Source organism: uncultured Pseudoteredinibacter sp. (assembly GCF_947500695.1).
Taxonomy (GTDB): domain Bacteria; phylum Pseudomonadota; class Gammaproteobacteria; order Pseudomonadales; family Cellvibrionaceae; genus Pseudoteredinibacter.
This window is the reverse complement of the sequence record NZ_CANMSS010000017.1, coordinates 26,597-50,677: the sequence shown is the minus strand read 5'-3', so window position 1 is coordinate 50,677 and position 24,081 is coordinate 26,597. Positions and strand designations below refer to the sequence as shown.

The 24,081-nt window shown below is 46.9% G+C and carries 25 protein-coding genes and 1 tRNA gene; 4 read left to right on the top strand and 22 right to left on the bottom strand.

The window, feature by feature from the left end; translation table 11 throughout:
- Position 1 precedes the first annotated feature (1 nt).
- The 18 genes from Q1A08_RS20900 to Q1A08_RS20815 all read right to left on the bottom strand — a co-directional run bounded on the left by Q1A08_RS20900 (position 2) and on the right by Q1A08_RS20815 (position 16,332).
- Positions 2-77 (bottom strand) — tRNA-Lys (locus Q1A08_RS20900).
- 107 nt (positions 78-184) lie between these two features.
- Positions 185-862 carry a 7-cyano-7-deazaguanine synthase QueC gene (queC, locus tag Q1A08_RS20895; RefSeq protein ID WP_299776343.1) on the bottom strand — a complete coding sequence of 226 codons (678 nt, stop codon included), beginning with the start codon at positions 860-862 and terminating at the stop codon, positions 185-187.
- 29 nt (positions 863-891) lie between these two features.
- Positions 892-1,710 (bottom strand): transporter substrate-binding domain-containing protein, encoded by an 819-nt coding sequence (locus tag Q1A08_RS20890; RefSeq protein WP_299776342.1) that lies wholly within the window; start codon positions 1,708-1,710, stop codon positions 892-894.
- Between the two features lie 104 nt (positions 1,711-1,814).
- Entirely contained in the window at positions 1,815-2,465 is a 651-nt protein-coding gene (gene queE, locus Q1A08_RS20885) for a 7-carboxy-7-deazaguanine synthase QueE (RefSeq protein ID WP_299776341.1), read from the bottom strand.
- Positions 2,466-2,577: 112 nt separating this feature from the next.
- Positions 2,578-3,357 carry a YbgF trimerization domain-containing protein gene (locus tag Q1A08_RS20880; RefSeq protein WP_299776340.1) on the bottom strand — a complete coding sequence of 260 codons (780 nt, stop codon included), beginning with the start codon at positions 3,355-3,357 and terminating at the stop codon, positions 2,578-2,580.
- Between the two features lie 9 nt (positions 3,358-3,366).
- A complete protein-coding gene (locus Q1A08_RS20875) occupies positions 3,367-3,882 on the bottom strand; it encodes an OmpA family protein (protein WP_299776339.1) in 516 nt (171 codons plus the stop codon).
- Between the two features lie 278 nt (positions 3,883-4,160).
- The gene (gene tolB / locus Q1A08_RS20870) at positions 4,161-5,477 is read right to left on the bottom strand and encodes a Tol-Pal system beta propeller repeat protein TolB (protein WP_299776338.1); all 1,317 of its coding nucleotides are present in this window, start codon (positions 5,475-5,477) and stop codon (positions 4,161-4,163) included.
- Positions 5,477-6,310, bottom strand: coding sequence for a cell envelope integrity protein TolA (gene tolA, locus Q1A08_RS20865; protein WP_299776337.1), 834 nt, complete (start codon positions 6,308-6,310; stop codon positions 5,477-5,479). Before tolA ends, tolB begins: the two co-directional genes overlap by 1 nt.
- Positions 6,300-6,740: a protein TolR gene (gene tolR, locus Q1A08_RS20860; protein WP_299776336.1), complete on the bottom strand. Its 441-nt coding sequence runs from the start codon at positions 6,738-6,740 to the stop codon at positions 6,300-6,302. Before tolR ends, tolA begins: the two co-directional genes overlap by 11 nt.
- Before the next feature lie 8 nt (positions 6,741-6,748).
- The gene (tolQ, locus tag Q1A08_RS20855; RefSeq protein ID WP_299776335.1) at positions 6,749-7,438 is read right to left on the bottom strand and encodes a protein TolQ; all 690 of its coding nucleotides are present in this window, start codon (positions 7,436-7,438) and stop codon (positions 6,749-6,751) included.
- A gap of 118 nt (positions 7,439-7,556) precedes the next feature.
- On the bottom strand, positions 7,557-7,979 hold the full coding sequence (gene ybgC, locus Q1A08_RS20850) for a tol-pal system-associated acyl-CoA thioesterase (RefSeq protein WP_299776334.1): 423 nt from the start codon (positions 7,977-7,979) through the stop codon (positions 7,557-7,559).
- A gap of 148 nt (positions 7,980-8,127) precedes the next feature.
- Positions 8,128-9,156: a Holliday junction branch migration DNA helicase RuvB gene (ruvB, locus tag Q1A08_RS20845; RefSeq protein WP_299776333.1), complete on the bottom strand. Its 1,029-nt coding sequence runs from the start codon at positions 9,154-9,156 to the stop codon at positions 8,128-8,130.
- A 27-nt stretch (positions 9,157-9,183) separates the two neighbouring features.
- Positions 9,184-9,816, bottom strand: coding sequence for a Holliday junction branch migration protein RuvA (gene ruvA / locus Q1A08_RS20840; RefSeq protein ID WP_299776332.1), 633 nt, complete (start codon positions 9,814-9,816; stop codon positions 9,184-9,186).
- 68 nt (positions 9,817-9,884) lie between these two features.
- Positions 9,885-10,415 (bottom strand): crossover junction endodeoxyribonuclease RuvC, encoded by a 531-nt coding sequence (ruvC, locus tag Q1A08_RS20835; RefSeq protein WP_299776331.1) that lies wholly within the window; start codon positions 10,413-10,415, stop codon positions 9,885-9,887.
- A gap of 100 nt (positions 10,416-10,515) precedes the next feature.
- The gene (locus tag Q1A08_RS20830) at positions 10,516-13,785 is read right to left on the bottom strand and encodes a sensor histidine kinase (protein ID WP_299776330.1); all 3,270 of its coding nucleotides are present in this window, start codon (positions 13,783-13,785) and stop codon (positions 10,516-10,518) included.
- A gap of 168 nt (positions 13,786-13,953) precedes the next feature.
- Positions 13,954-14,202 carry a YebC/PmpR family DNA-binding transcriptional regulator gene (locus Q1A08_RS20825; RefSeq protein WP_299776329.1) on the bottom strand — a complete coding sequence of 83 codons (249 nt, stop codon included), beginning with the start codon at positions 14,200-14,202 and terminating at the stop codon, positions 13,954-13,956.
- 49 nt (positions 14,203-14,251) lie between these two features.
- A complete protein-coding gene (aspS, locus tag Q1A08_RS20820; protein WP_299776328.1) occupies positions 14,252-16,030 on the bottom strand; it encodes an aspartate--tRNA ligase in 1,779 nt (592 codons plus the stop codon).
- A 68-nt stretch (positions 16,031-16,098) separates the two neighbouring features.
- A complete protein-coding gene (locus tag Q1A08_RS20815; protein WP_299776327.1) occupies positions 16,099-16,332 on the bottom strand; it encodes a zinc ribbon domain-containing protein in 234 nt (77 codons plus the stop codon).
- A 502-nt stretch (positions 16,333-16,834) separates the two neighbouring features.
- Here Q1A08_RS20815 and Q1A08_RS20810 point away from each other — a divergent pair.
- Complete coding sequence (locus Q1A08_RS20810) at positions 16,835-17,215, top strand: HU family DNA-binding protein (RefSeq protein ID WP_299776326.1); 381 nt, start codon at positions 16,835-16,837, stop codon at positions 17,213-17,215.
- A 107-nt stretch (positions 17,216-17,322) separates the two neighbouring features.
- On the opposite strand, the gene Q1A08_RS20805 is transcribed toward Q1A08_RS20810, so the two are convergent.
- From Q1A08_RS20805 to speB, 3 genes are all read right to left on the bottom strand, one after another.
- Positions 17,323-17,934, bottom strand: coding sequence for a DUF2799 domain-containing protein (locus Q1A08_RS20805; protein ID WP_299776325.1), 612 nt, complete (start codon positions 17,932-17,934; stop codon positions 17,323-17,325).
- 82 nt (positions 17,935-18,016) lie between these two features.
- The gene (locus Q1A08_RS20800) at positions 18,017-18,526 is read right to left on the bottom strand and encodes a shikimate kinase (RefSeq protein ID WP_299776324.1); all 510 of its coding nucleotides are present in this window, start codon (positions 18,524-18,526) and stop codon (positions 18,017-18,019) included.
- Between the two features lie 98 nt (positions 18,527-18,624).
- Positions 18,625-19,587, bottom strand: coding sequence for an agmatinase (gene speB / locus Q1A08_RS20795; protein ID WP_299776323.1), 963 nt, complete (start codon positions 19,585-19,587; stop codon positions 18,625-18,627).
- Positions 19,588-19,778: 191 nt separating this feature from the next.
- Here speB and Q1A08_RS20790 point away from each other — a divergent pair, with 191 nt between their 5' ends.
- Entirely contained in the window at positions 19,779-20,687 is a 909-nt protein-coding gene (locus tag Q1A08_RS20790) for a LysR family transcriptional regulator (RefSeq protein ID WP_299776322.1), read from the top strand.
- Positions 20,665-21,582, top strand: a complete 918-nt coding sequence (locus Q1A08_RS20785) for a LysR family transcriptional regulator (protein ID WP_299776321.1) — start codon at positions 20,665-20,667, stop codon at positions 21,580-21,582. Before Q1A08_RS20790 ends, Q1A08_RS20785 begins: the two co-directional genes overlap by 23 nt.
- A gap of 126 nt (positions 21,583-21,708) precedes the next feature.
- Here Q1A08_RS20785 and Q1A08_RS20780 read toward each other — a convergent pair whose 3' ends face one another.
- Entirely contained in the window at positions 21,709-23,172 is a 1,464-nt protein-coding gene (locus Q1A08_RS20780) for an NAD-dependent succinate-semialdehyde dehydrogenase (protein WP_299776320.1), read from the bottom strand.
- Between the two features lie 344 nt (positions 23,173-23,516).
- Here Q1A08_RS20780 and Q1A08_RS20775 point away from each other — a divergent pair, with 344 nt between their 5' ends.
- Entirely contained in the window at positions 23,517-23,999 is a 483-nt protein-coding gene (locus Q1A08_RS20775) for a Dps family protein (protein WP_299776319.1), read from the top strand.
- Positions 24,000-24,081 lie beyond the last annotated feature (82 nt).

Genomic DNA, 24,081 nt, shown 5'->3' with positions numbered 1-24,081 from the left:
ATGGTGGGTCGTACTGGATTCGAACCAGTGACCAATTGGTTAAAAGCCAACTGCTCTACCAACTGAGCTAACGACCCAAAAGAGGCGCATATCTTAATGATTTAACGGCAAAAGACAAGGCCTTTTTTTGAGATTTTTAAGATTTTTTTCACTGAAAAACAATCGCTTATACAAAAGCGGGGCACTAAGCCCGATATAAGGTCGCATCTTCGACGCCAGCATCGATAAAACCTTGGCGACGTAAGCGGCAACTATCGCAGACAGAGCACGCTCTGCCCTGATCGTCAGCTTGGTAACAAGACACGGTGCTGCGGTAATCTACCCCCAAAGCACTTCCCTGCTGAATAATCTCAGCCTTTGTTAGCTCGAGGAGCGGCGTTTGAATGATGACCTTTTGCCCCTCTACTGCGGCCTTAGTCGCCAGATTCGCCATCTGCTCAAAGGCTTTAATATACTCGCCACGACAGTCAGGGTAGCCAGAGTAATCCACGGCATTAACTCCGATAAAGATATCCTGAGCCCCCAAAACCTCTGCCCAACCCAAAGCTATTGAAAGAAAGACCGTGTTTCTAGCTGGCACATAGGTAACTGGAATACCCTCACCCTCTTCTTCAGGAACATCAATAGAGGTATCGGTTAAGGCCGAACCACCGATGGTACCAAGATCAAGACGAACCACCTTATGCTCTTGGGCCCCCATTAGCGCTGAGGTTCGTTCGGCGGCCTGCAACTCAGCTCTATGGCGCTGCCCGTAATCAAAACTCAAGGTATAGCACTCATAGCCCTGACTTTGAGCAATTGCCAACACAGTAGTGGAATCCAAACCACCCGATACCAAAATTACAGCTTTCTTTGCAGTCATATAAAACTCTGATCAAACCCTCTATTCAGCTACCTAGCGGCTACAATCGGTACAGCAATCTCCAAAGAAGATTCCCGCAACACATTAGCTGCATTATGAAGCTGACTAATTTCTTTTAACTTGTCCCAATGCTTCAGGATCGCTCGCTTAGTGGCCGCTTCAATCTCGGCCTTGTTGACTGAGCTCAGGCGAGATAGAAAAACCGAGCCCTGCACGCTATTTAAATATTCTGCGCGCACACCTGGCACCTGCTCAATGCCCAGCTGTTGCAATGCATATTTATAGGCGGGAGCGGTTGTTACCAACATATGCAGGCGCTCACGCCCTAACATCCCCACACCTTGGGCTACCGAATTAACCGTTACCCACTGCTGTGCTTTTACCGGCAGGGAATCCGCACCGTAAAAGCCCAAACGTAATCTCCCCACCTTAAGATTTTGCTTATGTTGCAGATCTTCAAGCGTTAAGTCTTCGCGCATCACCATAATTACGTCGACCTTCGGTAATGGCAAAATACGATGCGCCGCCTCTTCAGAACTAGGGGAGTCAAACAGCACACTAAGATCAGCTTTACCCCGCTCTATATCTCTGGCCACCCTGGCATAGGGCATCACCTTTAGCTGGTAGGCTTTACTCCACTCACGACCAATATCGCGCAACAACTCAACGTGAAGACCTTGAGCCTTACCGTCTTGCAGATATCCCCATGGAGCAATATTGGTGACAACCATTTGCAATGAGTTGTTACCATCTACTGGCGCGACCTCTGATATCTCTTGAGCTCTCGACAAGGAGCTCATTAAAAATAAACAGATAATAGCGGTGAATAGATACGGACTGATCTTCATACTAGCAATAACCTACTTCAGGGCTGGTCGCTTATAAGCGATAGCTTCTTTAGCGAGAACGCGCTTTACTTGATACTAGATCCATCTGGTACGTAGTTTAGGGGCTAAAATCCTGGCTGATCTCCCCACAAAAGCTTATGCAACTGCATTTGAAACCTTACCGGCAAGCGATCAGCGACGATCCAATCGGCCAGATCCCGATGAGGCAATTCCTCGTGGCTTGCAGAGAACAATACCTCAGCAACTCTTTCCGGTAAATTATATTCTGCTAATTTAAAGCGAGCCCACTCATAGTCTTCACGGCTGCAAATCACAAACTTAAGCTGATCATTACTCGTTAGGTGCTCAATATTCTCATAGCGATTGCGATGGGACTCACCCGAAGCTGGGGTTTTAAGGTCCATTACCTTGATAACCCGTGGGTCCACGCTATCTACCGGCATGGCGCCACTTGTCTCCAAAGAGACTTCAAAACCCGCATCGCATAAAACACTAAGCAGCGGCAAACAGTTCGGCTGGGAAAGTGGCTCACCACCAGTCACGCAAACGTGCTGAGCACCATAGGATTCAACCTTATCCACAATATCGGCCAGAGACATTTTTTCGCCACCGAAGAAGGCGTACTCAGAATCACAGTAATTGCAACGCAATGGGCAACCCGTCAGCCGCACGAATACCGTGCGCAGGCCCGCACTCAAGGCCTCACCTTGTAAAGAGTGAAAAATCTCAGTAATTCTTAACTGCTTGGAATCCATACTTCTCGCTGTGCATTTTTTAGCCAGACAAACAAAGGGCGCAGATTCTACAGAAATCTGCGCCCCTATACCAGCTCAATCCGATGCCAGTGCGATGACCGTTTCGGTGCTATTAGCGGAAATTCTTCGCTAGATAAGCCTCAGCCAGCTTGCCAACAGAACCACTGTCTTTGGCAGCCTGCTGCAAATGTGGCACTGCACTGGCATTATCACCAAGCAAATGATACGCCTTACCCAACTTAAACACGGCATCAATATACTTATCGTGATCTGGGAATTGCTCTTTCACGATTAGAAAGCGTTGCTTTGCTTGCTCGTAATCACGCTTGATTAAGTAGATCTGTCCTAACCAGTATTGTGAGTTCGGCAAAAATTTACTATTAGGGTAGTTAGCAATATGTTGCAGAAGTAGCTTTTCACCCTGATCGTAGTCTTGCTTGTGCAATACCAGGTCGATCGCTGCTCTATAATCTTGTAAATCACCCGCCGATACCGCCTGAGTTGCCGCAGAAGCAACATTCGCTACGGTACTGGGAGCACTTACCAATGAACCCGGAGTGCTTGTCGGCGCTGTCTTCGCTAGCGAAGCAAGGCGACGATCCAAATCTAGGTAGTCATCCATGCGCTGCTGCTTGAAGCGCTTAAGCTCGAAGGCCTGCTCTTCCACTAAACCACGTAGTTGCAACACTTCTTGCTGCAACTGCTGCAGCTGATAGAAAACCTGCGCCTGACTGTCAGCGGAGGAATTAGATACAGGAACAGACTGAGAAATAGCTGGGCTGCGGTTATCGACAATAGGCTGAGTATCAACGACCTGAGCCTGAGCAAAGGATAGCTGGGCGGCAGATAAAGAAACCGCTGCAAGAGCAGCGGTTAAATATGGAGCTTTCATCAAAATAACTTACTTAAGTTCAACGCGACGGTTTTGGCCACGAGCATAATCGCTAGTGCCATCTTGTGCAGGACGCTCTTCACCGTAGCTAACAGTCTCTAGCTGGCTAGCGCTAACGCCTTGTAGCAACAAGAAATCACGAACCGCATTAGCACGACGCTCACCTAGAGCCATGTTGTACTCGCGAGTACCTCGGTCATCTGCGTGGCCTTCCAAACGAACATTGTCGCCAGAAGATTTCAAGCGCGCAGCATGGCCAGTCAAAGCTGTGCGAGACTCAGGGCGCAATAAGCTCTGATCAAAGTCGAAGTAGAATACAGTGTCTAGCTCAGCATACTGATCGCTGTTATCGCCACTGCTTAAACCGTTGTTATCCGCAGTACCCGTGGCTACGCCAGAGTCAGCACCATTAGTAGATGTGTTACCAGCATCATCTTCTTTAGTATCACCAGTGCTGCTACATCCAGCCATGGCAGCTACGATAATGGCCAAGCCCAAGCTATTTTTAATTGTTTTAAGTGTCATAGTTAACTCCCAATAATCTTTATACGCTCGCTGCGCAAAAATCAGTCAATTTAGGTACCGCAAAAAAATACATATAATGTCGTGCAATCGGGCCCAAGCCGCTATTTGGTGACAGGAACCTTCTTCTTGTTAGATAGCCACCAATCTATTGGTCAGATATCAGACAATGGGATATTAAACCCTGTCACTATTACGATTCGATTATAGCTCTCAAATCTTCCTATGAATACCGGCTAAAGCAGCTAAGGTCAAGGCCTAGACCACAAAGCTTGCACTTATTAATTAAAATATGGCGACCAAGCGGGTTCTCGCACATCTCCGCGCTGAGATGGCAATCTAAACTTCACCCCTGCATCTAGAGAGACGGCTGCCAAAATACCTTTGCCGCGATGACGAGTGGCGTACATCAGCATGGCGCCATTTGGCGCAATCGTTGGCGATTCATCCAAACGGGTTTCGGTCAAGATGCGCAGATCACCAGTCTCTAAATCCTGTGCGGCGATGTGGAATACCCCATTTTGGCGATTCACTACCACCAGAGTTTTACCATCAGGCGACAATCGCGCGCGCGCATTGTAATCACCTAAGAAGGTAAGACGCTCAACACGGCTTGAGGCCAGTGTCTTTTGATAAATTTGCGGCTTACCACCTCGATTCGAGGTAAAGATGATCCCTTTACCATCAGCCGTCCAGCTCGGTTCGGTATCAATCGCAAAATGATTGGTTACTCGAGTTAATCGGTGAGAGGCAATTTCTAAGACGTAAATCTCAGGGTTACCATCCTTAGATAAGGTAATCGCCAGCTTCTTACCATCTGGCGACCAAGCCGGCGCACCATTCAGACCTTTAAAATTGGTCAGCTGCTCACGCTTAGAGGTCGCCAGCTCCTGGCGGAAAATTGCCGGGCGACCGGTTTCAAAAGATACATAGGCAACCTGCTTCCCATCGGGCGACCAAGCTGGCGACAGCAATGGGTCATCAGACTCCAATAACAAGCTTGGGCGGGCGCCATCGACATCGGCGCGATTCAAACGATAAATCAGCTTGCCCTGGCGATTACGATTCGCTTCTACATAAATCATCTTGGTAGAAAAGGCTCCACGAATACCGGTGACCGCCTCATAAACCTCATCGCTGGCAAAGTGAGCCATATCGCGTAAGCCTTTAGAGGTTACCGTAACATTCTTATTGAGCATGCGACGCTGGCCCAGCACATCAAATAGCTGAAAATCTAAACGATAGCCATTGGTGCCCATAGCAGACAAGCTTGGTTTAATTGAGCCAATGAGTAAAAATTCGGTACCCAAACGCGCCCAATCACGAAACAGGACTTCTGACTCATCTTGTGGGAAGGACAGCATATCCCCTTCAGGAATTGGATCAAACTGGCCGCTACGCAGCAAATCGGCCGATACAATATTGGCGACGTTCTCCGGCAGAGGGCCACTGCCAGACCAAGAAAAAGGCACAATGGCAATTTTTGCTGGGTTATCGACGCCCTGTGTAATTTCGATGGTCAATTCCGCTTTGGCTAGGGCCGTAATGCTCAATAGAATAAGCACTGCCAATGATTTAATGTGTTGATGGATAGTCATCACAATCTCAAGTCCTTAGGATTAAATACCAATCGTAATTGGCGAAAATTTCGTTCAAACACCGCTGGTGGTAATTGCTTAAGTTCTGGGAACTGCTCGGCCTTTTTTACCGCCTGCTCAGCAGAGCGATCAAAGGCCGCATTACCACTGGATTTAACCACGGTTACACTGATTACGCGGCCAGTAGGCACCAACTGAATACGCAGTTCGCATTGCATACCCTTACGAGCTGAAGCAGGGCGAGACCAATTATTTTCTACTCGTTGAGCGATCAAACCAATAAAACTTTGGGCTACCATCTGGTCTTCTTCAGCTTGCTGCTCGGCCAACATAGCCTCTCGCTCAGCTTGCATCTCTTGATCAATTTGACGCTGCAATTCTTGTTCGCGGGCGACCTGCTCAGCTTTTTCTCTAGCCGCCTTTTCCTTTGCCGCTTTCTCGCGAGCAGCCTTTTCACGCTCTTTCTTTTCTTTCGCGGCTTTATCTCTCGCCGCTTTGGCCTTGCGCTCTCGTTCCGCCTTTTCGCGCGCTAAGCGCTTTGCTTTATCACGCTCTTGTTTTTTACGGCGCTCGGCATCACGGCGTTTTTTAGTTAGATCTATAACTTTTTGTTTAGGCTTTGGAGTGGCCTTTGGGGTAGCCTTGGGTTTAATTTCTACCAGTTTTGCCTGCACATACTTAGGGGTCACTCGGCGCTTTTGAGGCTCTTCACTGCTTTCCCAGCCCCACAGAATAACCACCACTAATAAGGCATGTAAAAGCACGCTAACCAAAATGCCAATACCACCAAAGCCGCCTTGACGCTGCTCTAAACCCTTCTGATTAGCGCGCATTGCTCTCCCTTGGGGCCTCAGTCACTAATCCCACCGAAGGTGCGCCAGCTGCTTGCAACTGAGTCATCAAGCCAACAACCAAACCATAATCAACATTATGATCACCCCAGACTAACACAGGGGTATTCGGTTTTTGTCGCAAAATCTTGGCAACTGTATCCGTAATTTGTGCGATAGGCTTGGCAACCTTGTCGTCTTTACCTAGATTCAGATAATAGAGACCGGCCTTATCTACAGAAACAATTAAAGGCTCATCTTGCTTTTCATCCAATGGGGCCGAAGGTGCTTGGGGCAAATCTACTTTTACACCCTGCATCAACATCGGCGCTGTTACCATAAACACGACAAGCAGAACCAACATCACATCGATATATGGCACAACGTTGATTTCCGCCATGGGTTTCTTTTTAACCCTGCGCTTCCAACTCATGGCTATACCTACTTAGCGTGCACTTGGCGATGCAGAATTGATGAGAACTCTTCAGCAAAGGTTTCATAGCTATTGCTTAAAGTCTCTGCTCTGGCTGAATATCGGTTGTAAGCCAATACCGCAGGGATGGCCGCAAATAAGCCCATCGCCGTTGCCACCAAGGCCTCAGAAATACCCGGTGCTACGGTAGCCAAGGTCGCTTGATGGACATTTGCCAGGCCACGAAAGGAATTCATAATCCCCCAAACCGTACCAAACAATCCGATATAGGGGCTTACCGAGGCCACACTGGCCAAGAAAGGTAGGCTTTGCTCTAACTTTTCCTCTTCACGGGCAAGCGCAACACGCATTGCTCTTTGCGTACCTTCCATAACCGCATCAGGATCTGCACTCACCTGCTGGCGCAAGCGAGTAAATTCTTTAAAGCCGGCGCGAAAAATGCTTTCCACACCATCGACCTTACCACTGGCAGAGCGACTATTGCTCTGTCTAAACAGCTGGTTTAGATCGACTCCCGACCAAAATTCGCGCTCAAATTGAACTAGCGCACGCTTAGCTTTGCTCTGATACAAACCGCGCTGCACAATCATGGCCCAAGAGACAACAGAGGCTAAGAACAATAGCGCCATAACAAGCTGAACCAGCAAGCTGGCATTGGCAATTAGGCCCCATATAGATAAGGGTTCGGCAGAGTGCATCTTGTTACTGTTTCCTTATTGTGTATTTAAAATTCGTTGGCCGCCCAAACTGGGAACGGCAATCTTGCCTTAAGCAGATTGCAGACTTAAGTCCGATAAACAGTGTATACCTGCTTAACTACTCGCCCTGACTCAAAGCGTCTTGTATTGCCTGCGGCATCGCTTTGGGCTTCATGTTGTCTGCATCAACACAGGCAACTTTTACCTCGCCCTCACAGAGCACTTCATTACTGCCCTTGAGCCGCACTTGCTGCGCAAATACCAAATAACTGCGACGCAGCTGAATGACCTTTGCGCTTACCTCAAGCTCATCATCTAAGCGCGCAGGCCTGCGATAATTAACATTGGCCGAGTGCACCACCATAAGCTGCCCATCACCACCGACGGCAGCCTTATCAAAGCCTTTAGAACGCATAAACTCGGTTCGCGCTCGCTCCATAAACTTCAAATAATTAACGTAATAAACGATACCACCAGCATCTGTATCTTCGATATAGACGCGCACAGGCAGGGAAAATTCCCCGGATTGAATTTCTTTCAAAATCTCTCCATCCTCGCTAGCGAGAAGCGAGCTAAATTACTCGAACCAAAAGGCCGCAGTTTAGCCCAATGTGGAGGCTCTTAGTAGGGGAAGTTAAGCTCACGGAAAAGAGGAAACTATAGCGGTCGTAGCTTACGACCGCTATAGCTCAATTTTTAGGTTCTGGCGGAATCATAGAAAAGTGTTTATAGGCGAGATCTGTCACCATTCGCCCTCTTGGGGTTCGCACCATATAGCCCTGCTGAATGAGGTAAGGCTCGAGCACATCTTCAATGGTGTCACGCTCTTCACTGATTGCAGCAGCAAGATTATCCACCCCAACGGGACCACCACCGAACTTCTCAATCATGGTCAGCAATAAACGCCTATCCATATGATCAAAGCCATGATGGTCTACATTCAACATATTCAAGGCTTTGTCAGCTACCTCTTTACTGACATGGCCATCGCCTTTCACTTCCGCAAAATCTCTTACACGGCGCAACAGGCGATTGGCAATACGAGGGGTACCGCGACTACGACGAGCCACTTCATGGGCGCCCTCATCTTGCATATCGATACCCATCAAACGAGCAGAGCGAGCTACAATGCTGCTCAAGTCAGCGACGCTATAAAATTCCAAGCGCTGCACAATACCAAAGCGATCTCGCAGCGGTGAGGTGAGCAGACCAGCTCGCGTCGTTGCCCCCACCAAAGTAAAAGGCGGCAAATCTAGTTTTATCGAACGCGCAGCCGGGCCTTCGCCGATCATAATATCCAGCTGGTAATCTTCCATTGCTGGATACAAGACCTCTTCCACCATAGGGCTTAGGCGATGTATTTCATCAATAAACAACACATCACCCGGCTCGAGATTGGTCATCAGGGCAGCTAAATCCCCAGCTTTTTCCAAAACTGGACCAGAGGTGGTCTTAAGATCCACTTCCATTTCATTGGCAATGATATTGGCAAGGGTGGTCTTACCCAAGCCAGGTGGCCCAAATACCAAGGTATGATCCAAAGCTTCGCCACGCTTTTTGGCCGCCCCAATGAAGATCTCCATCTGCTCACGCACTACCGGCTGACCGACATAATCACCCAAAGTTTTGGGGCGCACAGCCCTGTCCACCACTTCTTCTTGCATACGAGCTTGCGGGGAAATAATTCGCTCAGATTGCAGGTCGTCTTTTTCAATCATGGGGGTTCAGTTCACCAGTTCCGAGGGCTAAGCCGCGGGTAAATTCAAAGTACGCTTTAATGCTAAACGGATGAGATCTTCAGCGCCGTTAATTTCTTCAGCAAATTGCTTACTGGTCGCCATAACCATTTTGCTGGCATCGGCAGGCTTGTAACCCAAGGCAACCAAGGCACTCTCCGCTTCTTCTTGCGCAGCATTTGAAACCTTTGCCGCACTGGCAGCCTCTAGCTCAGCGAGCGGCATGCTGGGCAATTCCCAATCCTTTAATTTATCACGCAGCTCAATGATCAGTCGTTCAGCCGTTTTTTTACCCACCCCAGGTACTTTTACCAAGGCACTCACGTTATCACTCATTACGCAATTGACGAGATCTGTTGCCTCCATGCCGGACAGAATCGCCAGGGCCATTTTAGGGCCCACGCCATTGATCTTGATAAGAATACGGAATAACTCTCGATCTTTCTTTTCTGCAAAGCCAAACAACTGCTGAGCTGTTTCACTTACCGATAGGTGGGTATGTAAAATCGCTTCATCACCAATAGCTCCTAAGCGATAGATACTGGTCATTGGCACCTGTACCTCGTAAGCCACACCTTGTACATCAAGCAGCACGATGGGTAGCTGCTTTTCCAAGATTCGCCCATTTAAGCGACCAATCATAAATCTTCCTTACTTGTTAATTTCGCCATCTTCATATCTAAGAACCTGCATCAGCACCAAAACAGCCATTAAACCACTCGCCCACGACGGTATTGGCGAGCATCACCAAGCTGAGAAAAGTGCCGGCGAGAGTTAATATGACAAAGTGCGACAGCCAAGGCGTCAGCCGCATCTTCTTGGGGAACATCAGACAATTTTAATAAGGTTTTGGTCATTTGCTGCATCTGCTGTTTATCCGCGGCGCCACTGCCCACTACCGACTGCTTGACCTTCTTAGCTTCGTACTCCGCAATAGGGATATCTCGAAAGGTGCCAGCCACAATCGCAGCCCCCCTCGCCTGCCCCAGCTTCAAAGCAGAACCGGCGCTTTTAGACATAAAAACCTGCTCCACCGCAATTTCGGCAGGGCGATATTCATCAATGACTTCCAACATAGAGTCAAAAATTATCTTTAAACGCTCGGGTAAGGGGCGATCGGCAGGCAGGCGAATGACGCCTGAGGATACATAGGCATTGCGGCTGCCATGTACATCAATGACACCAAAACCGGTTTTTAGTGAACCTGGGTCTATACCCAACACTCGCAATGCTCGAGACATATCTACCAGAGTTATCGAAGTGCCCTGTGCTTAAGCCTATATATCGTCTATACGTCATCTATACATCTGTATATCTAGACATCAACAGCACACTGTTAATTTATCCAGTAGTTTCCCCGATAGCGGCCTCTGGGTCAATAGGAAGAATCATGGTGAAGCAACAGCCGCCACTTGGCGCTTTTTCACAACGTAATTCACCAAAGAGCTGTTGGCTAACCTTTAGATAGGCGACATGAAGCCCCAAACCTGAGGTATCAGCCGAATCATGAAGCGTGTAAAAGGGATCAAAGATTTTGGCGCGATCAACTTCAGAAATGCCCCTGCCATTATCTTCCACGGAAATGAAGACTGAATGTTCATCACTGGCAGCTCCCCCCCAAGAGATATGCAACTGCGCTTGTTCAAAGTGATTACTATCCGCCCAGTCTTTGGCCCAAGCATGACACAGGGCATTCTCAATGATCTCCTGCAAAACCTGATGCACGATATTGGAGTTTGAGACTATATTGAGCCCGGACTCTCCAGAAGTACGACAATGCACCCCTTGTAGGCGCTCATCTAGGCTTCGCAAAGAACTATCAATTAAAGCATCCAACTCAAACTTCTTAATCACTGATACATTTTCATCCGGAGCCAATTCTTTAAATGTGCTCACCAAACCAGCAATGCGATCTATGTTTTTCCCGATCATTTCAAAACTGGTGGCCAAGGGCTTGCCTGTTTGCTGTTGAATGGAGTTACTAGCATTAGAATGTAAAACTTCTGCTTGCTCTCTTAAGCTAGAAGCAGCCATTTTTATTACTCCCAGCGGCGTATTAATTTCGTGAGCCACACCACGCACCAAACGACCAAGCGATGCCATCTTTTCGCTAACCAGAAGCTTTTTCTGTGTCGACTGCAGCTCGCTCAAGGACGCCTCTAACTCTTGGGTTCGATACGACACCAAACCCTCTAACTCTTGCTGTTTACGTCGCAACTGTTTAACCCGCCAACGATAAACAAGCAACAACAGGCAAACAATTGACAGCAGCGCGAGAAGTGTAAACCACCATGTTTGATACCACTTGGGCATCACCTTAAAAGCAATTACTGCCTGTTCGTTACTCCACAAACCATGGCGATTACTTCCCCTTACCTGAAATTGATATTCCCCCGGACTTAAATTTGTATAGGTTGCCCGACGGTTTTTATAATCAACTTCGGTCCAGTTTTCATCATAGCCCAGCAACCGATAAGCATATCGGTTGGATTTTGGAAACGAATAATCTAACGCACTAAATTCAAAGCTCAGTGATTTCGAATGCGCCGGAAAGCTAAATTTTTTCGTACTGCCATCAATTCTTTTACCATCGATAGTATAAGAACTTATATTCACTGGCGGCTGATAGACCCAGCGTTTATAGCGACTCGCCTTGAGCATGACCACCCCATATGGCGAGCCATAAAGATAAGTATCTTTTGTAGTTTTATCTAAGGAAAAAATCCAGCCAGATGTCATTGGCATGCCATCGGCCTCACCAAAACGCCCCTGCTCCCAAGTATTTGTATTTGCCCACTGCCCGTAAGCCCACCAAACACCCTGATCATCTTCAAAGTGGTCTAGTTTTCCGTAGGATTCATCCAGGACCAATTCAAATATAGCCCTGTCAGCCTCAACAACACTGGCCAAACGAAGTAATTTGCCACCTTTATACATATAAAACTGACCACTTTTTGAATCCCGAATACCAAGCGTTGAGCCTTGCGGTAGGGGCGAGCCATCAAGCAAACTTAGTGAAAGTTGCTTAGCTTTTGAGGAGTTTGCCGAAAGAAAGTATTGGCGGTCCATGCCGTTTAACCAAACATCGCCATTTTGACGCTCATAGATATTCAGAATTGAATACCGTAAGGGAGAGTTTTCTTCTTCCATCATAAGAGGCGTAAAACTTTCACTCCCTTGTTTCTTTACCACCACTCCACGCTCACCAGCGACTAGCACATCGCCATTTGAACGGAAAAAAACATGTCTCAACCTACCACCTAATACCCCATCTTGTTCAAAGTAATGTTCAAAGCTATCGCTGCCTTTTAGATAACGAAAAACACCATTGGATTGACTGGCTAACCAAATGGTACCGTCAGCCTCCTGATCTATGGATAAAATATGAGGCCCCTGCAATGCACCCTTCACACCAGCTTGGTGCCGATACGATCGGATTAATCCCTTTGTTTGATCAAAGACGTCGACACCATTACTTGTCGAGCCAAACCATACCTCCCCATCAGCCATAACTTTTACAATGTGAATATTGGCAACACTTAAACTGTTAGCCTTCTCTGGAGAAGGAAACAATAAACGAAAGGAATTCTGACTGGGAACAATAGTATTGAAACCATGCCCTCGTGTACCAACCCACAAAATGCCCGACTGATCATAAAGAATTGATTCGAGCTCATCATTATCTAGCGTTGATGCAACATTGCTATCGTGACGGAAACTTTCAATAAACTCAGCAGTCCTCCTGTCATATACTTGCAACCCCTTTGAATAACTAGCCAACCATAATTCATCTTCTGTTACTGCCAACTCAGCCGTTGCTAAGCTACCCACTAGGGGCTTTACCTGGCCATCAGGGTACACTCCATATACTGCTGTGTTTTCACTGCTAACGCAAATTACACCATCGCTATCAGAACGGATTGAAGAAACAGAAATATCATCAATTAGTAGCTCTATACCCGGAGAGTCAGCGTTACTTTTAAGCGCCTCAATCAATTCCTTTTCAGGTATAAACCCAAACTCATTCTGAGTGCCAAACCAAAGTCTATCGCCCTCTAGCCAGAGTGACCTAAAAAATCGCTGAGGAAGCAAAGCAAGCTTTACTGCGGTGAAAGTTCTGGATTTTGGGTCAAATAAGCACAGACCACTATCTGTACCCACCCAAACAGCGCCAGCCGATGAATCAGCAAAAGCCGATATTCGCCCACTGCACGCTTTCGGCAATGAAGCCTCCTCGATATTGAAAGCAAGCCATTCATTGCTCGAAATATCCCAATAGATAAGGCCTGCTGCTGCCGTTCCGGCAAATAGATCGCCCGCCTTCGAAAACCAGATTCTTTTTATATATTGGCGATTGTAGGATTTGAACCGTTGTTTATAGCCCTCTGGCCGAAGATAGTTATACCCATCGAAATAAAACAATCCCCATTGACTGCCTTTCCAAATTAGACCATCAGGACCTTGGGCTATCGAAGTAATAACAGAGGAACGAGCGCCATTAAGAGACACGCTCTGAAAATGCCTGTCACCTAAATCAAATATATCCCCAGCTCGGCTCACCTCAGCAACCAAAAACCAACTACAGAAAAGCCGTAGCAGGAATAGCTTCATTCAATTCACCCATATGAAACCCATGATATTTTTGAGTATAGGTGAATTTAAATCTAAGCTAGCTTGCAGCGAGCGTTTTTAATGGAAGAAATTAGTGATTAGGCAATAGCAAGAACGCAAACCATTGTGTTTACTCGCGATCGCTCGATAAGACAAAGGGTAATTACTTCAAAGCGCTAAAATAATCTTTTGAAAGTCAGTATTTGGGTTGGCGCTGCATACGTCATTAAGACCTTCCAGCATTGTAATAAGCGCCATCGTCTTTTGAAGTTTATCCATAGCTAGTAAGGCTTTAATCGGGGGATCCATCGTCAACTTAGCGCTTTCGGTCTTAAAAACATTTTTCTCTAAACTATCTTTTAGCGGAAAATAGCTTTCAAACCAGGTGACGATTTCAAAATTGATTGGAACTGGCATAAAAAAAGCCCCGCGCAGACACACGGGGCCTTTGTGAAGTCGCCGAGTCTTACTCTGCGCTTTCAGGCTTCTCTTTTAACTTCAGCTTGATGTTAAGCTCATTCAACTGAAGGGTATTTACCGCACCTGGGGCGTCAGTCATAACACAAGCTGCAGTCTGAGTTTTCGGGAAGGCAATCACGTCACGGATAGAGGCAGAACCAGTCATCAACATAATTAAGCGATCTAAACCAAAAGCCAAACCACCATGCGGAGGCGCACCGTACTTCAAGGCATCCAACAAGAAACCAAATTTCTCTTCTTGCTCTTCGCTTTCAATACCTAAGATTTCAAACACGGTCTGCTGCATATCTTGCTGGTGAATACGAACCGAACCACCACCTAGCTCAGTACCGTTCAATACCATATCGTAAGCTTGCGACAACGCTGCACCTGGGTTAGCTTTTAGCTCTTCTGGACCGCAGGAAGGCGCAGTAAATGGGTGGTGCAAGGCTGTCCAACCACCTTCGATCTCTTCGAACATTGGAAAATCAACAACCCAAAGCGGCGCCCACTCGCTGGTATATAGATCCAAGTCTTCACCCAACTTGCAACGCAATGCACCTAAAGCTTCACTAACTACCTTCGCTTTATCAGCACCGAAGAATACGATATCGCCATTCTTCGCGCCGGTACGCTCCATGACATTCATGGTCACTTCGTCGCCCAAGAATTTAATGATTGGCGACTGCAGACCTTCTATGCCTTTTTCGATCTCGTTAACTTTGATCCAGGCCAGACCTTTCGCACCGTAGATACCAACAAATTTGGTGTACTCATCAATTTGCTTACGAGATAGCTGAGCGCCACCATCCACTTTCAATGCGGTTACGCGACAAGCCGGGTCATTAGCAGGGCCAGCGAAAACTTTAAACTCAATATCCTTAAGCAGATCTTTGATTTCAACAAGTTGCTGCGGAAGACGTAGGTCTGGCTTATCTGAACCGTACTTTTCCATTGCTTCAGCAAATGGCATACGTGGGAATTCACCTAGATCAACGCCTTGAACATCTTGGAACAACTTGCGAATCATGCCTTCAGTTACCGACATAATTTCCTCTTCGCTCATAAAAGAGGTTTCCAAATCGATCTGAGTAAATTCAGGCTGACGATCGGCACGCAAATCTTCATCACGGAAACATTTAGCAATCTGATAATAGCGATCAAAACCCGAAACCATCAGCAGCTGTTTAAATAGCTGTGGCGATTGCGGTAATGCGAAAAATTTACCGTCATGAGTACGTGAAGGCACCAAGTAGTCACGCGCACCTTCTGGTGTGGCGCGAGTTAGAATCGGCGTCTCGATATCTAAAAAGCCATTATCATCAAGGTAGTTACGGATGGCGTTAGTTACCTTTGAGCGCAAACGAAGATTGTTTTGCATCTCATCACGGCGCAAATCCAAGTAGCGATACTTTAAACGAACATCTTCACCCACATTGGTGTACTCATCCATCTGGAATGGTACTGGCGCAGATTCGTTCAGGATTTCCAACTCGGTACCGTAGACTTCAATCTCACCGGTAGCCATATTGCTGTTTACTGTTTCTGGGCTGCGGGCACGGACCTTACCTTTTACCTGCAGTACAAACTCACTACGCACACGCTCTGCACGGCTGAAATCATCCTGGCCATCAGGGTCAAATACCACCTGTACAATACCCTCACGATCACGCAGATCGATAAAGATAACGCCACCATGATCACGGCGGGTATCGACCCAGCCACACAAGGTTACTTCTTGATCAATGTGTGAGGCGTTTAGAATGCCTCCGTAAATAGAACGCATGTTGCTTTCCTGTAAGTTCGGCTTTTGGCCTAGGTTAAATTGCTGTGAACGTCTCGGCTTTGCAGCCTTTAATCAGAACCAGATGCTTGGGCATTGTCGCCAGCCAGGTTCTTCTTTTTGCCAGATTTAAAGTCAGTCTCGTACCAACCACTGCCTTTTAGGCGAAAGCCAGCTGCGGATATTTGCTTTTGCAACTGGGGCTGCTGACAGGCTGGACAGTCTTTTAAGGGCTCATCGCTGAGTTTTTGCAGAGCTTCCATTTGGTGCCCACATTCCTGGCACTGATACTCATAAATCGGCATAAATCTCTTTCATCGGCCAAACGGCCAACTTCCTCTAACAATAACTACTTGCTGGTGCTTTTTGCTGCGCCTTGTTCTGGCACATACAAATGGCCGGGCTCAGTTTAGTCTGCCCCGCTCAAAAAGCCGGCAATTATACCCCAGCATAACGCGCTGACAAACACCCAAATGGGCTGATTTGCCCTTAAAAGCCAATTCAGCGGTGGCTTTTTGAGCGGCTGGGGCAGCCAAAGGATTTCGGCCCTAGTCGGCCAGTTATTCACTCTAGGTTAAGACTAGCGAGCAAGAGCGGATGCAGATACCGCTTAATATCAAATAAATGGGGTTTTAAGCACATTTATGGTTGCTAGGGCCGTTTGAATACTATATATATAGGCTCAACCGCTTAGGCGGTACATTAAAGACTGTATATATAGGCTTTTTTGGCTCTCTGAGACCTGCTTAGAATCCAACAAGGCCTAAATGATAAATAAGATACCCAAATATTATAAAGGAACGGATTATGGCTGCTCGCAAACCTGCTAAAAAGGCTCCAGCTAAAAAAGCTGCTGCGCCAGAGCGTAAAATTAAAGCGGTGAAGGAACGCTACAACAAGACTCAAATCCTTACTCAAATCGCCGAAAATACTGAACTGAGCAAAAAACAGGTATCCGCTGTACTGGAAGAGCTATCAGCAGTAATCGAAGGTCACATCAAAAAGCGCGCCTGTGGCGAATTCGTTCTGCCAGGCCTGATGAAAATCACCACTGTGAAAAAGCCAGCTAAGAAAGCTCGCAAGGGTATCAACCCATTCACTGGTGAAGAAACCATGTTTAAAGCTAAGCCAGCTTCAATCCAGGTGAAAGTTCGCCCATTGAAGAAGCTAAAAGAGATGGCTGAATAAGCTACCTGCTTTACAGCTAGAATAAAAAAACCGGCCTAAGCCGGTTTTTTTATGTCTTAGTAACTCGTTGCTCAATGCAACCCTAGCTCATCTAGCTACCAGCCAAACTATCTACCATATTGCGCCTGAGCGTCCTCAAACTCACGGCGAGCTTGATAGACCTCTTCGTGTAAATCACGAATTTTTTCCTTTTCTCGGTACAAATCGCGCTTTAAGTCTTCGATTTGGTTATATAACTGACGGCGTCTATCTGCAGCTGTCTTGTCATCCAATAACTCTTGCTCGCGATTGCGAATATCTCGCTCAATACGATCAATGCTGTTTTCCGCACCATTGAGCTCGGATTCAGCACGATTAAATCGCTGCTCAGCCCGAAATACGATACGGCCTTCTTCATAAGGGCCTACAAAAGCCGGCTCTAGATCAGCAGGACAAACCCCTTTATATATATAACCTCTTCGGCCCGCTTGGAACGCTGAAGCAGGTTGGCAAAAATCTTTCAAACCGATGTTTCGGCCGTATTTATAACGCTCTAGATCTACCTTGATCGCATGTTTGGCGCAATCTTCTCGATAGTCACCCACTTTCTCTAAACCCTTACCGACCACCCCATCTTCAAAGCCAATGGCCTCCCAATCCGCATTCATACATTCTTCTTGGGATAGACCTGAGCAGGACGCCAATACCAATACACTGCAGATCAACAAAAATCGCGCCATCTGAGAATTCCTTATTATTCGATTGATTCGCTTGTTTCTGAAATGATTAGACGAAGCTATTTAATCTAGCGCGCTTCAATACTTACAGCGCCAATAACTTTTCTACGGTAGTTTTTAGCACAGCTCCCTGGCTGCTGCCATCACCATCAATAGTAATATCCGCATAACGGCGATATAACTCGGTGCGCTCGGCAAAGACATCCTCAAAACTTTGATCTTCGCGACGTGCAATACCTCGGCTTTCGTAGTTATGGATACGTTGGCGCAACTCATTCAAGCTCGCTTCTAGATAGACAATGGGCCCCAAAGTTGCCAAGTGCTTCATTGCAGCCTCACAGTAGACCGCACTGCCTCCAGTGGCAATGACATGATTATGGTAGTGGGCATTTTGAATGACATCAGATTCGATATCACGTAGGTGAAGGTAGCCGCCTTCATTCATAATCTCTTGTAAGGTGGCATTTTCGCGAGACTGGATAAGAATATCGGTATCAATAAAATCTTTGGCCAATTCTTTAGCCAACATCACACCAATAGTGCTTTTACCAGCACCTGGCATACCAATTAAAACAACGCTCTTACCGTCCAGCATAATGACCTCTTTGTGACTTTCTGCCCCAAATAAAACAGGGTAAGAAGCCATTATGCCAGAGCATGTCGCCTAAGGGTTAGCCCTTGGCGACTGTTAAGCTAGCTATATTCGTGATACTGAACACCCGGCAGTACGCAGAGCATTTCGTACAATAAATTAGCAGCGACAACCGAAGTGTTATGGGTAGTGTCGTAAGGCGGTGAAACTTCCACTAAATCACCACCCACCACATTTAAACCTTTACAGCCACGCACGATTTCCAAGCCCTGATGAACCGTAAGCCCGCCCACTTCAGCGGTGCCGGTTCCCGGAGCATAGGCTGGATCCAACCCATCGATATCAAAGCTAATATAAACCGGGCCATCACCTAGCTGCTGACGAACTTCCGCCATCAATGGCTCAAGGCTTTTATGCCAACACTCTTCAGCCTGAACAACGCGGAAACCCTGATCACGAGACCACTGATACTCATCAGGCGAATAGCCGGTTCCACGCAAGCCAATCTGAACAACTCGTTCGCCGTCTAGCAGGCCTTCTTCCATGGCTCTTCTAAAAGGCGTACCGTGGGCGATTTTTTCACCAAACATATGATCATTAATATCGGCATGAGCATCAACATGGACCAACCCAACAGGGCCATGCTTTTTCTTCAAGGCTCGCAAAATAGGCAACGCAATTGTGTGATCACCACCCATGGTGAGCGGCATAATATCTTTAGCCATTACGTCATCGTAAAACTCTTCGATGATGCTGATGCTCTTTTGCAGGTTAAAGGTGTTAATTGGGACATCACCACTATCAGCAATAGTTAGACTGTCAAAGGGAGCGGCACCAGTAGAGACATTAAAAGGACGTAGCATACGCGATTCATCACGAATCTCACGCGGCCCTAGGCGAGCCCCCGGGCGATTCGACGTACCGATATCAAAAGGCACACCAAGAAAAGCCACATCTAGGTGCTCATCCAAATCCACGGCCGGCAAGCGCATAAATGTCGCAGGCCCACCAAAGCGGGGCATATCATTACCACCAAGTGGTTCGTACAAAACCTTATCTGTCATAAATCACCTTTATCAGTTCAAGCTATTCTTGTTTTGCTGCGGTTTAACCGAGACATAAATTTTAACCGAGACATAAATTCGATAAAGGCCTACAATAAAACCATTAGGTTGAAAAAATCGAACTTTATCGGATATTGCTGCTAGCAAATAGAAGAGAGTAGCTGCACGAATTACACTATAAAAGGTTGTTTATGAATGCCGACATTAAACTACTGAGAATATTTGTGACTGTCGTCGATAATGGTGGTTTTGCAGCGGCCGAACGCGAGTTAAATCTGGCCAGATCCACCATCAGCAATCATATGGCTGAGTTAGAGCATCGTCTGGGTACTACTTTGTGTCGCCGCGGGCGAGCAGGCTTTGCACTCACCGTTGCAGGAGAGTCTGTTTACCGTGAAGCCTTAAGCTTGCTGGCAAGCGCCGAGGCCTTTGATCGCCATATTGATAGCCTCAAACACTCATCGCTTAGTGGTGAACTGAAGCTTGCTATAACCGACGGAACCTTAAATGATAAAAACTTAAAGCTGCACGCCAGCCTAGCGCGCTTTCGAGAGCAGGCACCCGATGTATTCTTAAACCTAAGCAACGCCAGCCAAATCGATATAGAAACGGCTTTAGCCAAAAAAGAGATAGATTTAGGCATCATTGCTCACCACCGCAGCCTACCAGATTTTAAATATCACCATCTCTATCAAGAGCAGCACTTTCTATTTTGTGCCAACAATCACGCCCTCTATGAAATTGCAGATAAAAATATCACAGAAACAATGCTGGCCGAACAAGCTTTTGTGCACGCCGACTATCAACTAAACCCAGATATTCAAAAGCTCACCCATAACTTTAATGGCCGGGCCAGCGCTGGGCATATGGAAGCTAGGGCACAGCTAATCTTATCAGGGGCTTTTATCGGCTTTTTACCTGAACACTTTGCAGCCCCCTTGGTTGCTGCGGGAAAAATTCGTACACTAAAAGCTCGCAGAAAATCTTATCGCAGCGACATTAGCGCGGCACACCGCAAAGATGCCATCAGCGATCGCCTGCTAACCCTTTTTCTAGCCCAACTAAAAGAGCAACACCATGTCATTGCAACGCAAAATTAACGATGTTGACGTTCGCCTGCTAAGAATTTTCAAGGCCGTCGCTGAGTGTGGTGGCTTTAGTGCAGCAGAAACCGAGTTAAACATTGCCCGTTCTACTATCAGTACTCATATGGCTGATTTAGAAGCGCGTTTAGGTTTAATTTTATGTCGCCGTGGCCGCAGCGGCTTTGCGCTAACCGACGATGGCAAGCAAGTTTATCAAGCTTGCCTGCAACTACTATCGGCTCTTGAGGGCTTTCGAAGTCAAATCAGCGCCCTGCATAACCAGTTAAGTGGCGAACTCAAAATCCTCTGCAGTGATGCCATTCTGGGAGATAAAGAGAATTTTTTATTAACCGAAGTATTAAGACGCTTTGCAGAACAAGCGCCTGATGTGGAAATTTCTATCGCCACCGAAGTGCTACCTGAAATCGAGCGCGCCTTATTGGCCGGCCGAGCCGACATCGGCTTTATACCCTGCCACCGAGAGCTTGGCTCAGTAAGCTATTTACCTTTGTATAAAGAGCAATATCAACTTTACTGCGGCAAAGAACACGCTTTGTTTAACACATCGAGTGAAGTCATTAATGCTGAGCTTATTAAGCAACAACGCTTTGTTCATCCCGGCATCCAGACCAACCCACAAGCCAGCCAAGTAATTAATAAATTACAGCGTCGCGCTACGGCTTATCATTACGAAGCACGTTTAGCCCTTTTGCAAACTGGTTTGTACATCGGCTACTTCCCTGAATACTATGCCAATGAACTGGTCGCGAAAGGCGAACTGAAGAGGCTTGCTGCCGAGCGTTTTCACTATCAAGCAAATATTGCCGCCTGCTTTAAGAACAATAGCGGTAACAAAGCGCTGTCTGTATTTTGTCAGCATTTAAAAGAAGCATACGATCTCGCCGAGTAAGGGCAAAGCTAGCTAAACTTTCAAAGCCTGTTTTTCAAGAAAACGAATAGCTAACGGAAAACAAAAAAGCCCAGCACTAAAGCTAGCACCGGGCTTTTAACGGTATTTAGGTTTTCTAAGTAGTATTTACTTATCAATACCACCCATACACATATACTTCAGCTCTAGGTAGTCATCCATACCGTACTTGGAACCTTCTCGACCAGAGCCAGACTCCTTAACACCACCAAACGGCGCCATCTCATTGGAGATGATACCTTCGTTGATACCGACAATACCGTATTCCAAACCTTCACCTACACGCCATACACGACCAATGTCGCGAGTATAGAAGTAAGCTGCTAGACCAAACTCAGTATCGTTAGCCATCGCGATGGCTTCTTCTTCTGTGCTGAATTTAAAGATTGGCGCAACGGGGCCAAAAATTTCTTCACTGAAGACGCGCATATCTTGCTTAACTTCAGTCAGAATTGTTGGCTCGTAATAACACTCACCTAGATCTGAGCGCTTACCACCGGCTGCCAATGTTGCGCCTTTATCAACGGCATCTTGCACCATTGCCTCAACATCATTAACGGCTTTGGCATTTACCAAAGGTCCCATCGTTACATCTTCACTAAAGCCATCGCCAACATTAAAATCAGAAACGGCCGCTGCGAGCTTCTCAACAAAAGCATCGTACACACCCTCTTGCACTAGCATTCGGTTGGAACAAACACAGGTTTGGCCTGCGTTGCGATATTTAGAAGCGACAGCGCCAGCTACCGCGGCATCAAGATCGGCATCATCAAAAACGATAAATGGCGCGTTACCGCCCAACTCCATAGATGTCTTCTTAACCGTAGCGGCACACTGCTCCATCAAAACTTTACCCACTGGCGTTGAACCTGTGAATGTCACCTTCTTCACAATGGGGTTGCCTGTCATCTCCCCGCCAATAGCTCGCGAGCTGGAACCCACCACCATGTTCATTACACCAGCGGGAACACCGGCCTCTTCAGCCAGCACACATAAGGCTAATGCAGAAAGCGGGGTTTCAGTCGCGGGTTTACCTACCACCGTACAGCCCGCCGCAATCGCTGGCGCTACCTTGCGAGTAATCATGGCATTCGGGAAGTTCCAAGGAGTGATCGAAGCAACGACACCTACCGGCTGCTTGATAACCACAATACGCTTATCCCCAGATGGGGCAGGGATAACATCACCGTCTACACGCTTGGCTTCTTCGGCAAACCACTCCATATAAGAGGCGCCATAAGCAATCTCGCCCATGGACTCTGTCAAAGGCTTACCTTGCTCAGCCGTTAGGATTTTGGCCAAGTCTTCTTGATTGGCCATAATTAAGTCGTACCAAGTGCGCAACACTTTGGCGCGCTCTTTACAGCTGGTCTTTTGCCAAGCCTTCATAGCCTCTTCCGCACACTCGATAGCGCGGCGGGTTTCCACCTCACTTAAGCTGGCAACAGTGGCTACAACCTCACCACTAGAAGGATTTCGAACTTCAACGGTGGCGCCATTATCGGCATCTACCCACTGGCCATTGATAAAAGATTGGGTACGCAGTAAATCGGGACGCTTGAGATCAAGCATAGGTGTCTCCTTAAAGTTGCTGAGTGTCGGCAAAGCCGTACTACTATAATAGGCAATTTCAGCATAACGGGAGACTTAAACCGCCAATCCCGCAGAGATTTTGCTAATTTGTGAAGATAAGCCTAGTTTGCACCAAAGCCTATGTTCGTAAAAGTCTAATTTATTAGACTTAAGGTTATAAAATATCAACCTAAGTATTCCTTTACAGCCTAACCCACATTAACAACATAGAAAACTATCAAGCAGATATATTTAATTAATTTTAACTAATCAAAGATTTTGCCTATAGTTATCCCACTGAAGAGTTAAACCGTTTGAGTAACAGCTACGTAAGGGGAATGACCATGAGCCAGACCAAAAGACAAGCTATTAATATTGGTATTAACGATCAAGATCGTGCCGCTATCGCTAAAGGTTTAAGCCACTTGCTGGCCGATAGCTACACCTTGTATCTGCAAACACACAACTTCCACTGGAATGTAACCGGCCCACAATTCCGTGAGTTGCACTTGATGTTCGAAGAGCATTACACCGAACTGGCCACTGCAGTCGATGAGATTGCCGAACGTATTCGTACCCTTGGCTACCCTGCGCCAGGTACTTATAAGGCCTTGGCTGAATTAAGTTCAATAAAAGAGGTAGACGGCGTCCCCGCAGCAGGTAATATGTTGGTGCTATTAACCGAGGCTCACGAACAAGTGGTGAGAACTTGCCGCGAAGTCTTAGTTCTAGCCCAGGAAGCCGATGACGAATCAAGCGCCTCACTGATTTCCGATCGCATGGTTATTCATGAGAAAACCGCTTGGATGTTGCGCAGCATGCTGTAATACGCCAGCCCTCCTCAAAGGAGGGCTTGTTTTTATTTGTTCGTCTCGCTGCACGACTACAACAGCATCTACCTTTATAGCA

Coding starts and splice junctions, on each gene's coding strand:
- tolR (WP_299776336.1), bottom strand. CDS start 6,740: ATGAGTTGGAAGCGCAGGGTTAAAAAGAAACCCATGGCGGAAATCAAC.
- ruvA (WP_299776332.1), bottom strand. CDS start 9,816: ATGATTGGTCGCTTAAATGGGCGAATCTTGGAAAAGCAGCTACCCATC.
- Q1A08_RS20780 (WP_299776320.1), bottom strand. CDS start 23,172: ATGCTTGATCTCAAGCGTCCCGATTTACTGCGTACCCAATCTTTTATC.
- queC (WP_299776343.1), bottom strand. CDS start 862: ATGACTGCAAAGAAAGCTGTAATTTTGGTATCGGGTGGTTTGGATTCC.
- Q1A08_RS20800 (WP_299776324.1), bottom strand. CDS start 18,526: ATGCTGGACGGTAAGAGCGTTGTTTTAATTGGTATGCCAGGTGCTGGT.
- speB (WP_299776323.1), bottom strand. CDS start 19,587: ATGACAGATAAGGTTTTGTACGAACCACTTGGTGGTAATGATATGCCC.
- aspS (WP_299776328.1), bottom strand. CDS start 16,030: ATGCGTTCTATTTACGGAGGCATTCTAAACGCCTCACACATTGATCAA.
- ruvB (WP_299776333.1), bottom strand. CDS start 9,156: ATGATTGAAAAAGACGACCTGCAATCTGAGCGAATTATTTCCCCGCAA.
- Q1A08_RS20875 (WP_299776339.1), bottom strand. CDS start 3,882: ATGACACTTAAAACAATTAAAAATAGCTTGGGCTTGGCCATTATCGTA.
- Q1A08_RS20815 (WP_299776327.1), bottom strand. CDS start 16,332: ATGCCGATTTATGAGTATCAGTGCCAGGAATGTGGGCACCAAATGGAA.
- tolB (WP_299776338.1), bottom strand. CDS start 5,477: ATGACTATCCATCAACACATTAAATCATTGGCAGTGCTTATTCTATTG.
- tolA (WP_299776337.1), bottom strand. CDS start 6,310: ATGCGCGCTAATCAGAAGGGTTTAGAGCAGCGTCAAGGCGGCTTTGGT.
- Q1A08_RS20775 (WP_299776319.1), top strand. CDS start 23,517: ATGAGCCAGACCAAAAGACAAGCTATTAATATTGGTATTAACGATCAA.
- Q1A08_RS20805 (WP_299776325.1), bottom strand. CDS start 17,934: ATGGCGCGATTTTTGTTGATCTGCAGTGTATTGGTATTGGCGTCCTGC.
- tolQ (WP_299776335.1), bottom strand. CDS start 7,438: ATGCACTCTGCCGAACCCTTATCTATATGGGGCCTAATTGCCAATGCC.
- Q1A08_RS20790 (WP_299776322.1), top strand. CDS start 19,779: ATGAATGCCGACATTAAACTACTGAGAATATTTGTGACTGTCGTCGAT.
- queE (WP_299776341.1), bottom strand. CDS start 2,465: ATGGATTCCAAGCAGTTAAGAATTACTGAGATTTTTCACTCTTTACAA.
- Q1A08_RS20810 (WP_299776326.1), top strand. CDS start 16,835: ATGGCTGCTCGCAAACCTGCTAAAAAGGCTCCAGCTAAAAAAGCTGCT.
- Q1A08_RS20825 (WP_299776329.1), bottom strand. CDS start 14,202: ATGCCAGTTCCAATCAATTTTGAAATCGTCACCTGGTTTGAAAGCTAT.
- ruvC (WP_299776331.1), bottom strand. CDS start 10,415: ATGTCTCGAGCATTGCGAGTGTTGGGTATAGACCCAGGTTCACTAAAA.
- Q1A08_RS20890 (WP_299776342.1), bottom strand. CDS start 1,710: ATGAAGATCAGTCCGTATCTATTCACCGCTATTATCTGTTTATTTTTA.
- Q1A08_RS20785 (WP_299776321.1), top strand. CDS start 20,665: ATGTCATTGCAACGCAAAATTAACGATGTTGACGTTCGCCTGCTAAGA.
- Q1A08_RS20830 (WP_299776330.1), bottom strand. CDS start 13,785: ATGAAGCTATTCCTGCTACGGCTTTTCTGTAGTTGGTTTTTGGTTGCT.
- Q1A08_RS20880 (WP_299776340.1), bottom strand. CDS start 3,357: ATGAAAGCTCCATATTTAACCGCTGCTCTTGCAGCGGTTTCTTTATCT.